Genomic DNA, 14,750 nt, shown 5'->3' with positions numbered 1-14,750 from the left:
CCAGGTGAGCATCAATCTCGACCAGGCATTGCAGACATTCATTGTCGAGGCGCACGAACTGCTGCAGGTCATGGAGCAATCCCTGCTGCAGTTGGAAACGGAGCCCGCTGACCAGGATGCCATCGGCGCGATTTTTCGTGCCGCGCACACCATCAAGGGTTCCGCCGGTCTGTTCGGCCTGAACCCCGTCGTCAGCTTCACGCACATCGTCGAGGACGTACTCGACCGTCTGCGCGACGGCAGTGTGGCAGTCGACACCGGGCTGATCGCGGTGCTCCTCAAGTGCGGCGATCATATGCTGGAGTTGATCAATGTCGTCGCCAGCCGTGGCGAAACGCTCCAGCCTGCGGCCCTGGAGCGTGAAGCAGCATTGCGCGAGGCGTTGAGCGCCTATCAGGCCCCGCACAGTACCCCCGACACCGGCGTTCAAAACACCGAAACCGGCTCTGCCGACACGTCAGCCGAGGTGCTCTGGCATATCTCCCTGCGCTTCGGTGTGGACGTGTTTCGCAATGGCATGGACCCGCTGTCGTTCCTGCGCTACCTGGAAACCCTGGGGCACATAACCCAAGTCACGACCCTCACCGACACTATTCCGGCACTGGACAGCTGGGACCCGGAAAGCTGCTACTTGGGATTCGAGATTGAGCTGCGCTCAACGGCCAGCCACGCCACCCTCAACGAAGTCTTCGACTTTGTGCGTGACGACTGTGAAGTGCGCATCCAGGCCATCGATGAGGCGTCACTCGGTGCGGTGTCCATCGGCAGCGAACTGGTTGCCCAGGCAGAGCAGGGCCCATTGACGGCTTCGGTGCAGCGGTTACCGGCGGCCAGTGAGCCGAAAGCCCGGGACGGCAACTACGTGCGCGTCAATGCGGACAAGCTCGACGAGCTGATTAACCTGGTCGGCGAACTGGTGATCGCGAGCGCCGGTGCCAGCCTGTTGGCACGTTCCTGTCAGAACGACCCGCTGCAAGAGGCGACCTCGACGGTTTCAGGACTGGTGGAGGAGATTCTTGATGGCGCACTGCACCTGCGCATGATCCCCATCGGCGACACGTTCAACCGCTTCCGCCGCGTGGTGCGCGACATCAGCCAGGAGCTGGGCAAGGACATCGAGTTGACCATCAGCGGTGCAGAAACCGAACTGGACAAGACCGTTGTCGAGAAAATCGGCGACCCATTGATGCACCTGCTGCGCAACGCCATGGACCACGGCATCGAAAGCGCCGATGCCCGGCGCGCTGCCGGCAAGGCGGGGAAGGGCCATCTGAGCCTCAACGCCTACCACGACTCGGGCAGCATCGTCATCGAAATCGCCGACGACGGCAACGGACTCAACCGCGAACGGATCCTGGAGAAAGCTCAAGAGCGCGGTTTGGTGGCCAGCGGCGCGGTGCTTTCTGATCAGGAGATCTACAACCTGATCTTCGAACCGGGTTTCTCTACCGCCGAGGCGGTGACCAATCTGTCGGGCCGTGGCGTGGGCATGGACGTGGTCAAGCGCAACATCACCTTGCTGCGCGGCACTGTCGATCTGGACAGTCGCCCGGGCGAAGGCACCGTGGTGCGCATTCGCTTGCCGCTGACTCTGGCGATCATCAACGGTTTTCTGGTCGGCATCGATACATCCACCTACGTGATTCCGCTGGACATGGTTCAGGAATGCATCGAACTGGACGAACACCAGCGTCAGTCGAGCCGCGACCAGGGTTACCTGGATTTGCGTGGCGAGGTGTTGCCGCTGGTGGACCTGCGCGAGCACTTCAGCCACGAAGGCAGCGCCGGCCGACGCCAGAATGTGGTGGTAGTCCGCTACGCCGAGCACAAGGCCGGGCTGGTCGTTGACGACCTGCTCGGTGAGTTCCAGACCGTGATCAAACCGTTGGGCAAGTTGTTTGGCGCACTGCGCGGCATCAGCGGCTCCACCATATTGGGCAGTGGCGCGGTGGCCCTGATCCTCGACATACCGGCCTTGCTCAACCAAATCGTACAACTGGAAGCCCGCACGACTCAGGCGGCTTATTCGCCAACCGTCGTCGCCCGCTGACGTATTCGCAACACCCTGGAGGCTCCACGATGAAATGGTTTTACGATCTCAAAATATCCACCAAGTTGATCAGCTCCTTCCTGGTGGTCCTGGCACTCACCGCGGCGATGGGCGTCTTTGCCATTCATCAGCTGGGGGCCGTGAACCAGGCGGCCCAGGACATCCGGGGTAACTGGATGCCTTCCATGCGTGCAGCGGCAGGCATGCGTTTTTTTGCCGCCAACTATCGCTTGAAAGAGTACCGCTTCATAACGACCGACGTCGCTGAAGAGAAGGCTCAGGCTGAGCGGGAAGCCGCCGAGTCCCGCCAGCAGTTCGAAACCCGCGTGGGCACCTATGAGCAGTTGCTGTCGAACGACGAAGATCGTCAGCTTCTGGCCGCTGCGAAAAGCGCATGGGCCGCCTACCTGGCAACTAGCAATCAGGTGCTTGAACTGTCCCGGCAGAACCAGGAAGACCGGGCACGCGTCTTGCTGAGGGGCGAGTCCAAAACGCGCTTTGATGACGTGACCAACCGCCTGCAAAAAATGGTCGAGCTCAATGACGGCGGCGCAACGGCTGCCGGTGACAAGGGCTCGGCGCTGTATGAAAGCGCGCGCCTTGCGATCATCGTGGCGCTGGTGGCGGCGTTATTGATCGGCCTGGGCCTGGCCGTGTTTATCGCGCGGATCATTTCGCGTCCGCTGAGACAAGCCGCCACCGCCGCCGAGCAGCTGGCCGAAGGCAATCTCAGTGCACCTATCGCACCGGGGACGAAGGATGAAACCGGCATGGTGCTCAACGCCATGCGCAACATGGTCGGCAAGCTGGGACACATCATCGGTGAAGTGCGCAACGCCGCCGATAACCTGGCCAGCGCCTCCGAGCAGGTCAGTGCCACCGCGCAATCGATGAGCCAGGCGACCAGTGAACAGGCCGCCAGCGTCGAGGAAACCAGTGCCTCGATCGAGCAGATGAGCGCCAGCATCAACCAGAACACCGAAAATGCCAAAGTGACCGATGGCATGGCCAGCAAAGCCGCCAAGGAAGCCACCGAGGGCGGCGATTCGGTGCAACAGACCGTCGTGGCGATGAAAAAAATCGCCCAGCGCATCAGCATCATCGATGACATCGCCTACCAGACCAACCTGTTGGCCCTCAACGCCGCCATCGAGGCCGCTCGGGCCGGTGAGCATGGCAAAGGCTTCGCGGTGGTAGCGGCCGAGGTGCGCAAACTGGCCGAACGCAGTCAGGTGGCTGCCCAGGAAATCGGCGAGCTGTCTTCCAGCAGCGTGGACATGGCCGAGAAGGCCGGCAAGTTGCTCGGTGAGATGGTGCCGTCCATCAACAAGACCAGCGACCTGGTGCAGGAAATCAGCGCGGCCTCCGAAGAGCAGGCCGCCGGTGTCGCGCAGATCAACACGGCGATGACCCAGCTCAACCAGGTGACCCAGCAGAACGCGTCGAGCAGCGAGGAGCTGGCCGCCACCGCCGAAGAAATGAGCAGTCAGGCCGAACAGCTGCAACAGGCCATGAGTTTCTTCGTGCTGGATTCAACGCCACGGCCCGCCGCTCAAAGCAACAGCGTGGACAACTCCGGCAGCAAGCCGGGCCATCAGCCGCCTCGGGTCAAACCGCAGCCGCCGCGCAAAGCGTTCGCGTACAGCATGGCCAGTGCCCCGGACGAATCGGAATTCACCCGCTTCTGATCACACGAATCGATGCGGGCCTACACGGAGAACGACATGGGCGCAGTGACGACCACTCGGCAAACCGCAGTTGCGGTGGATGAGGACGCGCAGTACCTGACCTTCATGCTCGGCGGCGAAATGTTTGCCATCGGCATTCTGGGGATCAAGGAAATTATTGAATACGGCAGCCTGACCGTGGTGCCCATGATGCCCGCCTTCGTGCGCGGGGTAATCAACCTGCGCGGTGCGGTGGTGCCGGTGGTCGATCTGTCGGCGCGCTTCGGCCGGGCGAACTCCGCGATCACTCGGCGCTCCTGCGTCATCATCATTGAGGCGAGCACCGAGGAGGGGCAGGCGCAGGACATCGGCTTGCTCGTCGACACCGTGTCTGCCGTGCAGGAGATTCCGGCCACACAGATCGAGCCGCCGCCCAGCTTCGGCGCACGGATTCGATCGGATTTCATTAGCGGCATGGCCAAGGTCGATGGCAAGTTCGTGATTGTGCTGGACGTGGACAACGTGCTGTCCATCGATGAAATGTCCAGCCTTGCCGAAGCCGGTCAGGCACCGTCCCTTGATCTCGACCCGCGTTGAGGCCCGAACATGGCAGACACCGCTTCCATTGATGATCGTGAGTTCGGTCAGTTCCAGAGCTGGCTGTACCGTGCGGCCGGCATCAACCTGTCGCCCGCCAAGAAAGCGCTGGTGGCAGGGCGCCTGTTCAAGCGCCTCAAGCATTACGAGCTGCAGAGTTATGGCGAGTATTTCAAGCTGATCATGAATGACCAGCGCAAGGGCGAGCTGCAAGTTGCCCTGGATTTGCTGACCACCAACGAGACCTATTTCTTTCGCGAGCCCAAGCACTTCGACTTTTTGCGTCAGCAGGTGCTGCCCAAGGCTCCGCCGGGCAAGGTGTTTCGGGTATGGAGCGCGGCCAGTTCCTCGGGCGAGGAGCCCTACAGCCTTGCGATGACTCTGGCGGAAGGCCTGGGAACCACGCCCTGGGAAGTGGTGGGTTCGGACATCAGTACTCAAGTGCTGGCCAAGGCGCGCAGCGGCCATTACGCCATGGGGCGTGCCGAGACGTTGCCTCAGCCGCTGCTGATCAAGTATTGCCTGAAGGGCATCGGCCGCCAGGAAGGGACCTTCCTGATCGACAAAACCCTGCGTAGCCGCGTCAACTTTGTCCAGGTCAACCTCAACGAAGCGCTGCCGGCGCTCGGTGAATTCGAGGTGATCTTCCTGCGCAATGTGATGATTTACTTCGACCAGCCGACCAAGGCCCAGGTCGTCGCACGCATGCTGCCGCTACTCAAGCCCGGTGGCTACTTGATCATCAGTCACTCTGAAAGCCTCCACGGTGTTAATGACACCCTGAAGCTGGTGGCGCCCTCGATTTACCGCAAGCCATGAAAATGCCCGTCGGCGCCGCCGAAGTGGTATTGGTCCCGGGTCAGGTCAGTTTCGCGACGCGTCCGACGCGCTTGCGCACACTGCTCGGTTCCTGCGTGGCGATCACGTTCTGGCACCCGCAACGGCTGATCGGCGGCATGTGTCACTTCATGCTGCCTGGCCGCCTGCGCCACGATCAGCCGCTGGACGGCCGATATGGCGATGAGGCGCTGGAGTTGCTGCTTCGACACGTCCTCATCAACGGGACGCAGGTTGAGGATTACCAGATCAAGCTGTTCGGCGGCGGCAGAATGTTTCCCGATCAGCAGCGCGACCCGCGCACGCAGGACGTCGCCAGTATGAATATTCGCGCGGCGCTGGCCCTGGCAGAGCGTTACCACCTGCACCTGACTGCTCAGGACATGGGCAGCACCGGTCACCGCACGATCATGTTCGACGTGTGGAACGGCAACGTCTGGGTTCGGCACCAACCAATGGGAACACTTCAACAAGATGCCTACCAAAAAAATCAGCGTACTGCTGGTCGATGACTCGGCCGTGGTGCGTCAGGTGCTGATGGCCATTCTCAGCGACACGCCGGATATCCACGTCATGGGTGCCGCGTCCGACCCGATTTTCGCCATGGACAAGCTCGCCCGGGAATGGCCCGATGTGATCGTGCTGGACGTGGAAATGCCGCGGATGGACGGGATCACCTTTCTCAAGAAAATCATGAGCGAGCGGCCGACGCCGGTGGTCATCTGTTCCTCGCTGACCCACAAAGGCGCGGAAACCTCCCTGCAGGCGTTGTCGGCAGGCGCAGTGGAAATCATCACCAAACCCACGACCGGGTTGAAAAATTTCCTGATCGAATCGGCGGCCGAGCTGGTGGCCGCGATACGCGCTGCCGCCAACTCCAACGTCAGGAACCTGGGAAAGCGCAGCGCCAGCCCGGCGCCGTTACCAGTTCCGGCCGGCAAGTTGACTGCAGATGCGATCCTGCCTGCCGCCAGTGGCCACGCCATGGCACAGACCACTGAGCGCATCGTCGCCATCGGCACCTCCACGGGCGGAACCCAGGCGCTGGAAGCGGTGCTCAAGGCGCTGCCGAGGGTGTGTCCAGGCATTGTGATCGTGCAGCACATGCCGGAGAAGTTCACCGCCTCGTTTGCCGAGCGCCTCAACAGCATCTGTTCGATCGAGGTGCGCGAAGCGCGCAACAACGACCGCATCCTCCCAGGACTGGCCTTGATCGCCCCCGGGGGCAAGCACCTGATGGTCAACCGCAGTGGCGCTTATTATCACGCCCAGGTGATTGACGGGCCGCAGGTGAACCGGCATCGGCCTTCAGTGGATGTGCTGTTTCGGTCGGTGGCCAAGTTCGCCGGCAAGAACGCTACCGGGATCATCATGACCGGCATGGGCGATGACGGCGCGCGCGGTCTCAAGGAGATGCTCGACGCCGGCGCCGCCACCGTGGCCCAGGATGAAGCGAGCTGCGTGGTGTTCGGCATGCCCAAGGAGGCCATCAAGCTCAACGCTGCCCAGCGGATCATGCCGCTGGAGCATATTCATCAGGCAATCCTCAACAGTTAGCCTGACCGCTGACCTTCAGCATCTGCCCAGGGATTGACCGATCACGATCGCTCTTTCATGGGCAGACGCTTGACCGAATATGCCCGCTTTTCATCCTCGGAGTTGTAGTAGACGTTCTGTGTCGTGCTGAGGCTGTTATGGCGCAGATCGACCTGCAGATCCTTCATGTCGCGGTGCGGCGCATCGAAGGTCGCCGAGGTGTGGCGCAGCCAGTGCAAAGATGCCGCGCGCAGGCGTCCGACGTCTTCATCCGGCCAGTGCTCGGCCTGCATGCGCTGCAGCGCGCCATCAAACACTTCCTGCAGCAGGACGCGGATATGCCGGTCGGATAACCCGGCGCGGCCACGCTGAGTGGCAATCAGCGGTGTGCTTTCGCGGAAGCCGGGCAGGGGTGACAGGCCCTGGTGCAGACGCCAGCGCTTGAGGTAGTTCTCGACATAGTCGTCACGCACGCTGATCTTGCCGGCTTTATTGCCTTTGCCCACCACGTGATACCACCAGTTGCCGGCGCCGTCCTTGCGCAGATCGCCCATGGTCGGCTTCCAGTTGTCGCGGCCCACCAGATCGGAAACGCGGAGGTACATGGAGAAAATCGTTGCCACGATAAACAGCGTGCGCTCGTACTTGGCGTCCTCGGCCGCCAGCAACTCGGCGGTCTCCAACACGAAATCCCACTGCAGCGAGGTCAGGATGCGCGTGTCCTGGTTGTCGGTGTTGCGCTCTTTGTATTTGCTCTTCTGTTTCACCGCCCGAAACGGGTTCTGCTCGCAGAAACCCTCATCAATGGCGTGCTGGAAAAAGCTGCCGCACACCGCGAAGATCTGCGCGATAGAGCCTTGGGCCAGCCGATACGTGTCCTGAAGGGCAGGCCGGTTTTCTTCCTGCGCGCGCTTGCGTTCTTCCTTGGCAACGGTTTGGCTGAAGGGCCGCCAATCAGGGTTGAGCACGTAGGTGTCCGTTGCGGTTTTTTTGCGCGCACCGAGGCGGGTGAAGCGGGATTTGACCACCGGACCGACCCATGCCGGATCGGGCGCCAGGCAGAATTCCATGAAACTCTCGGCCTGGGTGCGGCGCATGGCGAGGAGGGGCGTTCTGGATTTGAGCATCGTCCACAGCAGCAGACGCTCGACGTGGGTGCGGTAGGAATTGAACGTGGATTCGTTGCCGGCGTAGGACTTGAGAAAGCTGCGCACGGCGCGGTAGCCTTCGATCGCCTGGGTTTCGGCGGGGAATTGCTCCAGATAATCCCGGATCGCCGGAAGCTCTTCCTTTAAGGAACTGAAGTTCAGCTCACCGAACTTCGCGTAGGTTTCAAACAGCGGATGGGGTGACGAAGGCGCGGGCATGGAATTCGCTGGCTGTGAATGCGGAAGGTGCCGGCATGATCGTGCAGGTGACGTGCATATGCAATATCCGGGTCTGACAGTTATCGGATATTGCATTTGTGGGTTGGGGTGTGTTAGTCGGGGTGCCTGGATCTCTCTGGCTTTTGTGGGCTGATTTGGGCATCTCAGGTCATTGGGCTGGTTGTTTCTGAATTGGGCTGCGGTTTTGCGAGGTTTAGGCCAGTTTTGGCGCGTGAATGCGGCGGTTTTGCTGACTGTACGGGCGTTGTCAGTCTCGCGTATATGGGCTGCAGGGCCAGTATTACGGGGCTTTCAGGGAATACTCGGCCGTAATCGAGCTTAAATGTTCGACTTTAGACTGCCTTAGGTTAAGTGGTTTCGTTGGCTTACCGTGCGGGCTGTCCTGGGTTTTGGCTGGGGACGGCTGGGCCTGTTGTGACTGGGTATCGCGGGTTCGCTCTTTAAATCCGGGTGATCAGGCATGTGTTGTTGGACCGCGTTGTGATAGGTCCTAGGGGCCGAGCCTGTGATGCGATCTGCGGCGCGAGTCATCGGCGCCGGTTAGACATCAGCGCTCACTTGATGCGAGCACCGGCGGTCATCCGGGTGCCAGGCAGTTGCAATGCTTAACAGGTGCCGGTGTGAATTCAAACTCAGACTTTGCAGGGTGGGCAGCTGCAGCGAACATTAGATCGTGATCGATACGGCCGGGAGGCTTGCGATCAAAGAAACGCCGGAATCGAGGGTAAGCGTTGACGTCGCCAGTCAGGCCGGACGCTGAAAGACCAGGGACAGTGGATTCATGAGGCGGCACATTCGATTCTCCGTCACACCGCCCCAGCACCGTAATATCCCGTTACGCATAATGTATATTATGTTAAATTATGAAACACTTTACGTTGTACATCAGTCCAGCCGCTTCTTGACAGCTGGCCTCCAACAGCGCCTGTGATGCCGAATCTTACGTTCTCCAGGTCTTGGCGATCTGAGCGCACGCATCCTCAACCTTGTCATGCCAACTCGTTCTTTCTCAAAATGTCGGTTAGGCCATAACGTCTTTCTCAAGCACCGGGCTCAATTTGTCTGAAACTGCAAATATTCAAGCGCTTGGAACGGCCGCAGTCATCAGTCAGTGAGGGCGTCGAATCAGCGTTAAAGGTGTGCGTAAGTGTTATCCGTTCGGGTAAAGTGGCGCCGCTCGATAATTGGATTCGGGCTTTATTCAATGGAGTTTGTAAGTGAAGTCCTTCAGCAAAATCATCGTTTCTGCAGCATGTGGTCTGGTTCTCGCGGGTTGCACCGGCACCGCCATGAAGACCCAGCAATACGACAGCAGCCAGTACACCGTCGTTGGCCATAGTGAGGCAAGCGCCACTGGCCTGATGCTTTTCGGTCTGATCCCGATTCGTCAGAACGACCGTTTTGTCCGCGCGCAGAGTTACGCCATCCAAGCCAAAGGTGGCGATGCGCTGATCAACACTCAAGTGCAGGAAAAGTGGTTCTGGGCATGGGTTCTGAACGGCTACACCACCACCGTATCCGGTGACGTGATCAAACTGAAAGCCGCTCGATAAGTAGCGCTCGGTTTAAGAGAGCCCGGTTCGCCGGGCCTTTCTGTTTTTAGCGGTTGGAATGTGTGGTGCCGCAGAAGTGTGCGGCGAAAAAAACGGTTTGAATGTTTGTGGCCCTCAATAAGCATTCGGCGGACCTCTGCGCGCCACTTAGTGTGCGCCCGGATCCGACTTCGCTCTGGCGGCTGCTCTTGCCCTGAAGGCGCTAACTTTGGCAATCGTCCCGCAAGCCCTGCCATCCACCCCGCCTTTGGTCATGCCACACCAACGCTTGCTGCCGTTGCGGGTGTTGTCGTAGAAAGCCCAACGGCAATCGCCACACGTTTTAAGTCGCGACCATGTACCTGACGAAATGGCATTGGCTACCGCCGCAAGAATATAGGCAATGTAACTGCCGTCTGCAGGCATCACACAGAGTTGGGACGCCCCCTCCTCCACAGATTTAACGCGAACTGACAGAGAGACGCGCGAGAACCAGGCGTTCAGCAGACCATTCGCCTTATCCAGTCCCTCGCATGACTTACGTAAGTCCGAGCGCAACTCCCGTAGCTGCTCCAAGGAATCCTTATCGGCCGGAGGATGAAGCGAAAGTGCCTCGCGCCAGCTTTCAGCGTCCCTTGCAAGCAGCGGCAGGTCATCCGTTGCCGTGCGTGTCTGGTTTGGAATCGACCACGTGTTAATGAAGCGTCGAACGTATTCGAGATCCCCCGGTGCTGCTTGATGCTGAGGTTGCATCGCCCTCTCCTATTGCAAACGCCATTTATCTAAGTAACCATCAAAATAACATTGACGGTTACGGAGCCTCAACATGATCAAGGTAGTGCAGCCCGAACGACCGTTCTGGCCCCACGATATCCGCAGATTGCTGTGGATGCAGGGTCTGATGAATGCCTCCCATTTTATGACTATCCCACTGCTGGCCCTGTATATGTCGGCGAACCTTCATTTTGGTGCTGCCGCACTCGCGTCGGTGATGTCCGCCAATTTGCTTTCCGCGCAGGTGTTGCCGCTCGCCGCAGGCGCGATTACTGATCGGTTCGGCTCACACAGGGTCATCACCTTGGGCCTCCTGCTGCGAGGCTTGGGCTTTCTGGGTTTCAGCTATTTCGAGGGGGTGAGCGCCTGGGTAGTCTTCGCGGTGATCGCCGGTACCGGTGTCGCATGCTACGAGGGTGGCGTGTATGGCCTCTTCGGCCGGCAACCCAAAGAAGCCCACTCAGCCCTCTTCGCGTCCAACAACCAAATGCTGAACGTCGGAGCAGTGGTGGGTCCTACAGTCGGCGGTCTTGCGGGCCTGGCTGATATCCGTGTGGCTTTCGGAGTCAGCGCCATTTTGTTCATTACCCTCAGCGTCGTCGCCCACCGGTCGAAATTCGGATCATTAGTGAGCTTCCGAAGGCAGTCCATGATTGAAAGCCTGAAGGCGGCCGCCACACATGCCGGGCTATGGCGGTTGATCGTGGTTTCATTACCGTGGTTTTTCCTGTTCCCACAGCTCTACGTTGCGTTTCCAATGTACGCAGGACAACTGGCCGGGCCTCATGCCGCTTCCGCCATTTATGTCATCAATGGCGTGGCCGGCCTCGCCTTTATCATTCTGGCGAAAGGGTGGATGACGAAAGTAAATCCTGCATCACTGACCACTTGGGCGTATCTGGGGGCGGGAGCTAGCTTCGCCAGTCTCGCTATGCTGCGCGGCATCGAATGGTTTCTGCTGTTTATCGTCGCCTATTCAGTCGTCGAGACCATCCTGTTGCCCACGCTCGAAAGCATGACCGCATCATTGGCAACGGAAGGGAGTCAGGGAACATTCTTCGGAGTGATGAGCGCAGTGGGGGCGCTCAGCGGCGCCGCCGGTTATTACGTGGGTAGCTGGCTCATACTAAACCGCACCCCTGTCGAGACCTGGTTAGCATTAGGGAGCGTAGGGCTTTTGGGATTTGTCAGCTCAGTGCTGTTACTTCGTGGGCCGAAATCCAAGGCGCTGGTCAGCTAATCTGCGCCTTGGCGAGCGGGTCGTTCGCGTGCACCGCGCTTCTACGGGCCCGACTACCTTTATTCCTCACCAAGGAGGTGGATTCCTAAATCATGCCGATCAGGCGCAAGGTGTGGCTTGAGCGTCAGTGCCGGAATTTCATAGTCGCCAGCGTTTTGCCTGCGAAACCGCAAAGGCTGGTCAAGGAACAGGTTATCCAGCCGAGTGGCATAGGCTGCGCATATCTGTTCGAACCGATCGGCGTCGGTTTTGCTGGTTTTATAGATCGGGAACGGCGGCATCACAGTGAATCCCGGGTAGAAAAGCACACCGTGCTGGATAGGGAACAGCACGTCATTCAAGGCACCATTGACGCCCCGGCCACTGTAGTGGGATTCCCAACCTCCCATCGTGACCACCAGCATCGCACGCTTGCCCGCCATGCTTCCCTCGCCGTAGCGATCCCCCCAGTGGCTTTCGCTGTGTTCGCCGACGCCGTAGGCAAAACCATGGGCGTACACGCGATCAATCCAGCCCTTCAGAATCGCGGGCATGGAAAACCACCACAAGGGAAACTGGAAGATCACGGCATCGGCCCATAGCAACTTGGCCTGCTCGGTCTCGATGTCCGCCGGCTGGGTACCGGCGACAAATACGCGATGGGACTCTGTCGCCGGGTTGAAGGGCTTATCGCTGGCGTAGCCGGGTGCGTCGTCCGGGTCCAGGGCGGCCTTCCAGCGCATCTGGTAGAGATCCGAGACTTGGACGTCATGCCCTGCGGCTGTCAGATGGGCAACCGCAAAATCTCTCAATGCGCCATTGAGAGAGCGAGGTTCGGGGTGGGCATAGATTAGAAGTAGCTTCATTGCGGGCTCCGAGTGGGTTGATGGCCTCACCGTAGCGTCGGGGCTACTATGTTGGAAATGAATTCCCGAAACACATGGTATTTACATGAGCAATAGCTTGCATCGGCTGGATCTAAATCTTTTGGTCACGCTGGACGCGCTGTTGGCCGAGCAAAACGTCACCCGAGCGGCGCGATTGCTGAACCTTGCTCAGCCAACTGTCAGCTTGCAGCTAGGCCGTCTCAGAGAGATGCTGAACGATCCGTTGTTGCTGCCTGGCCCTCGAGGGATGTTGCCCACAGAGCGGGGTCGCGAATTGCGTGGACCGCTGCGCGAAGCACTCGCGGCTTTAGAAGGCGCGCTCAGCCCCACTGTGGCCTTTGAGCCCTTACTGTCGACTCAAACCTGGAAGGTGGCCGCCAGTGATTACGCAACTGCCGCTCTGGTATGGCCGTCACTCGGGCCGATGCGGCGCCTTGCGCCAAACACTCGATTGGCGCTGCTCAGCAAATACCCGACCGACCTGGCTCATGATCTGGAGAACGGTCGGCTCGACCTGGCTTTGCATATCCGCGATGAAGCGCCGCCGAAGTTACGGCAGCGCTCATTGGTTCACGAGCGCTACGTGCTGGCCGGGCGGCGTGATCACCCGGCGTTGGCGTCCAGGCTAAGCCTCAAAGCGTTCTGCAAGCTTGAGCATGCGGTCATGTCTCCAAACGGAGCGGGTTTCGTAGGCAGCACTGACCAGGCACTTGCTGCCAAAGGTCTGGAGCGGCGCGTCGTCTTGTCGGTGCCCAACTTCAACTCGCTGCTATCCGCATTGGCGCACAGTGATCTTGTTGCAGTTGTGCCTGAAAGGCTGGTACGTGATGAGCCGGCCCTCCTTGTCCAAGAGCCGCCGCTCAGCATTCCGGGGTTTGAAATGCTCATGCTATGGCCGGAGCGACTGCACCGAGACCCCGCCCATATGTGGCTACGCGAACTCATCGCTTCGAATGTGCCTGGAACGCCTAACCCCCAGGTCTGAGTAGTCAATGCGACGACTCAATTCTGCCGGTTGATCAGTCGCAGTCGATCCGACGCTGAACACACGTCAGCGCTGCGACATGGCAACTTACCCGGGAAGCGCGGTCGCCTTTCATTACTCTTTGCAGTGGCCGCGCTTTTTCTGATGCTTGGTGCAGTATTTTTTGTCATCCCCATGCAGCCATTTGTCTTGCTGCGCTTTTTCCCAGGGCGACAGACAGGAATTGAAACCGCGTCCCCACCCTTGCCAGTAGCGCCCCTGGAGATGAGCCCGGGCGTCAGCATCCCGCGCCTCATAGCCCGAACCCTGCTCACGAGCTTCGCAGCCACGATGAAAACCTTCCCCGTAAGCTCCGGTTAGAGGAACTGTTCGAAACCAGGCGCACCCGGTCAGACACAACATCACAGACATGACAATCCAGGTACTGAGGAACCGTTTGGCCACAAAGCCCTTCCCGGGGAGCGAGAGACATAGAAGTTGAGATCTACGAATGAGATTACAATGGCATCACTTTGTTCGCCGAGAGGTCTGTGCTATCAGGATATTTGGCGTCGAATGAAGAGAAGGTAAGCATGAGCAACACACGAACTGCATTGGTGACAGGTGCTACCAAAGGGGTAGGTTTAGCGCTCAGCTCCCATTTGACAGAGTCAGGATGGGATGTGGCTGGCATCGCCAGGCAACCAATCGATGACTTTCCCGGCACGCTAGTGCTGTGTGATTTAGCTAACGCCTAGAAATTCCTCTAAGTGGATACGGCGCGAGCCATGCAAACCAGCGAAGATGTTATGTGAAGATGAATTAAATGAGTTGCTCGTTGCTTCCAGCGCACTCGCATCGTAAGCAAATAAACGGGGAGCCTCGGGAGATTCCTGTCCACGCTTTCCTCCCCCCGAAGCTGCTAGCGGGCAGTCCTCGGGGGCAGGCATATCGAAACGTAACGGGAAGGCCCCTGTAGGAGCGTCCCTCGCTCCTCACTCAGCGGCGAAAGAGACGGTCCAGAATCAGCAAAGCAATTCCACCAATGGCAACTGCAGCGACTGGTTTCTCTTTAACAAACGCAGAGATGCTGTCCATCGCATCGCCATAAGCTTGGGTCAACTGACCAGAAGCCTGGCGACCAGTACCTTCCGCCTCCAGCTTCGAATCACCAAACAGTTTCCCTACTGCGCTCTGTGCTTTGCCGGCAACCTGCTCTACAACGCCTTCTACCTGTTCGCTCTTCATGATTCACCAAACCTTCGTGTGTGAGTGACCCAGGATCAGCCTGGGATTGGC

13 protein-coding genes are annotated in these 14,750 nt (G+C 59.2%); 9 read left to right on the top strand and 4 right to left on the bottom strand.

What is annotated here, in order from left to right; translation table 11 throughout:
* Positions 1–4 precede the first annotated feature (4 nt).
* The 6 genes from AC07VF_RS05570 to AC07VF_RS05545 are packed head-to-tail and all read left to right on the top strand — an operon-like array spanning position 5 to position 6,708.
* Positions 5–2,050, top strand: coding sequence for a chemotaxis protein CheA (locus tag AC07VF_RS05570; RefSeq protein WP_495009326.1), 2,046 nt, complete (start codon positions 5–7; stop codon positions 2,048–2,050).
* Between the two features lie 29 nt (positions 2,051–2,079).
* Positions 2,080–3,738, top strand: a complete 1,659-nt coding sequence (locus tag AC07VF_RS05565) for a methyl-accepting chemotaxis protein (RefSeq protein WP_495009327.1) — start codon at positions 2,080–2,082, stop codon at positions 3,736–3,738.
* 36 nt (positions 3,739–3,774) lie between these two features.
* Entirely contained in the window at positions 3,775–4,314 is a 540-nt protein-coding gene (locus AC07VF_RS05560; RefSeq protein WP_495009328.1) for a chemotaxis protein CheW, read from the top strand.
* A gap of 9 nt (positions 4,315–4,323) precedes the next feature.
* Positions 4,324–5,133 carry a CheR family methyltransferase gene (locus AC07VF_RS05555; RefSeq protein ID WP_495009329.1) on the top strand — a complete coding sequence of 270 codons (810 nt, stop codon included), beginning with the start codon at positions 4,324–4,326 and terminating at the stop codon, positions 5,131–5,133.
* Positions 5,130–5,663: a chemoreceptor glutamine deamidase CheD gene (gene cheD, locus AC07VF_RS05550; protein ID WP_495009330.1), complete on the top strand. Its 534-nt coding sequence runs from the start codon at positions 5,130–5,132 to the stop codon at positions 5,661–5,663. The genes AC07VF_RS05555 and cheD overlap by 4 nt, the downstream gene beginning before the upstream one ends.
* A complete protein-coding gene (locus tag AC07VF_RS05545) occupies positions 5,626–6,708 on the top strand; it encodes a protein-glutamate methylesterase/protein-glutamine glutaminase (protein ID WP_495009331.1) in 1,083 nt (360 codons plus the stop codon). The genes cheD and AC07VF_RS05545 overlap by 38 nt, the downstream gene beginning before the upstream one ends.
* Positions 6,709–6,749: 41 nt before the next feature.
* Here AC07VF_RS05545 and AC07VF_RS05540 read toward each other — a convergent pair whose 3' ends face one another.
* Entirely contained in the window at positions 6,750–8,054 is a 1,305-nt protein-coding gene (locus tag AC07VF_RS05540) for a tyrosine-type recombinase/integrase (RefSeq protein WP_495009332.1), read from the bottom strand.
* Between the two features lie 1,238 nt (positions 8,055–9,292).
* Between AC07VF_RS05540 and AC07VF_RS05535 the strand changes: the two genes are divergently transcribed.
* The gene (locus tag AC07VF_RS05535) at positions 9,293–9,628 is read left to right on the top strand and encodes a hypothetical protein (RefSeq protein WP_282367849.1); all 336 of its coding nucleotides are present in this window, start codon (positions 9,293–9,295) and stop codon (positions 9,626–9,628) included.
* Positions 9,629–9,775: 147 nt separating this feature from the next.
* Here AC07VF_RS05535 and AC07VF_RS05530 read toward each other — a convergent pair whose 3' ends face one another.
* A complete protein-coding gene (locus AC07VF_RS05530) occupies positions 9,776–10,360 on the bottom strand; it encodes a CGNR zinc finger domain-containing protein (RefSeq protein ID WP_282367848.1) in 585 nt (194 codons plus the stop codon).
* A gap of 73 nt (positions 10,361–10,433) precedes the next feature.
* Here AC07VF_RS05530 and AC07VF_RS05525 point away from each other — a divergent pair, with 73 nt between their 5' ends.
* On the top strand, positions 10,434–11,621 hold the full coding sequence (locus tag AC07VF_RS05525; RefSeq protein WP_495009333.1) for an MFS transporter: 1,188 nt from the start codon (positions 10,434–10,436) through the stop codon (positions 11,619–11,621).
* Between the two features lie 59 nt (positions 11,622–11,680).
* On the opposite strand, the gene AC07VF_RS05520 is transcribed toward AC07VF_RS05525, so the two are convergent.
* Complete coding sequence (locus tag AC07VF_RS05520; RefSeq protein ID WP_192174713.1) at positions 11,681–12,466, bottom strand: NAD(P)H-dependent oxidoreductase; 786 nt, start codon at positions 12,464–12,466, stop codon at positions 11,681–11,683.
* Between the two features lie 85 nt (positions 12,467–12,551).
* On the opposite strand from AC07VF_RS05520, the gene AC07VF_RS05515 reads away from it, so the two are divergent.
* Positions 12,552–13,472, top strand: coding sequence for a LysR family transcriptional regulator (locus AC07VF_RS05515; protein ID WP_495009334.1), 921 nt, complete (start codon positions 12,552–12,554; stop codon positions 13,470–13,472).
* 978 nt (positions 13,473–14,450) lie between these two features.
* Here the strand turns inward: AC07VF_RS05515 and AC07VF_RS05510 are convergent.
* Positions 14,451–14,699, bottom strand: a complete 249-nt coding sequence (locus tag AC07VF_RS05510) for a CsbD family protein (protein WP_133775252.1) — start codon at positions 14,697–14,699, stop codon at positions 14,451–14,453.
* Between the last annotated feature and the right edge of the window lie 51 nt (positions 14,700–14,750).

This window comes from Pseudomonas sp. GW821-FHT02H06 (genome assembly GCF_059421525.1).
This window is presented reverse-complemented; position numbering and strand designations above follow the sequence as displayed.

Excerpts from the sequence above, each read along its gene's own strand:
- AC07VF_RS05530 (WP_282367848.1), bottom strand. The coding sequence starts at position 10,360 with ATGCAACCTCAGCATCAAGCAGCACCGGGGGATCTCGAATACGTTCGA.
- cheD (WP_495009330.1), top strand. The coding sequence starts at position 5,130 with ATGAAAATGCCCGTCGGCGCCGCCGAAGTGGTATTGGTCCCGGGTCAG.
- AC07VF_RS05560 (WP_495009328.1), top strand. The coding sequence starts at position 3,775 with ATGGGCGCAGTGACGACCACTCGGCAAACCGCAGTTGCGGTGGATGAG.
- AC07VF_RS05510 (WP_133775252.1), bottom strand. The coding sequence starts at position 14,699 with ATGAAGAGCGAACAGGTAGAAGGCGTTGTAGAGCAGGTTGCCGGCAAA.
- AC07VF_RS05545 (WP_495009331.1), top strand. The coding sequence starts at position 5,626 with ATGCCTACCAAAAAAATCAGCGTACTGCTGGTCGATGACTCGGCCGTG.
- AC07VF_RS05515 (WP_495009334.1), top strand. The coding sequence starts at position 12,552 with ATGAGCAATAGCTTGCATCGGCTGGATCTAAATCTTTTGGTCACGCTG.
- AC07VF_RS05565 (WP_495009327.1), top strand. The coding sequence starts at position 2,080 with ATGAAATGGTTTTACGATCTCAAAATATCCACCAAGTTGATCAGCTCC.
- AC07VF_RS05555 (WP_495009329.1), top strand. The coding sequence starts at position 4,324 with ATGGCAGACACCGCTTCCATTGATGATCGTGAGTTCGGTCAGTTCCAG.
- AC07VF_RS05540 (WP_495009332.1), bottom strand. The coding sequence starts at position 8,054 with ATGCCCGCGCCTTCGTCACCCCATCCGCTGTTTGAAACCTACGCGAAG.
- AC07VF_RS05520 (WP_192174713.1), bottom strand. The coding sequence starts at position 12,466 with ATGAAGCTACTTCTAATCTATGCCCACCCCGAACCTCGCTCTCTCAAT.
- AC07VF_RS05525 (WP_495009333.1), top strand. The coding sequence starts at position 10,434 with ATGATCAAGGTAGTGCAGCCCGAACGACCGTTCTGGCCCCACGATATC.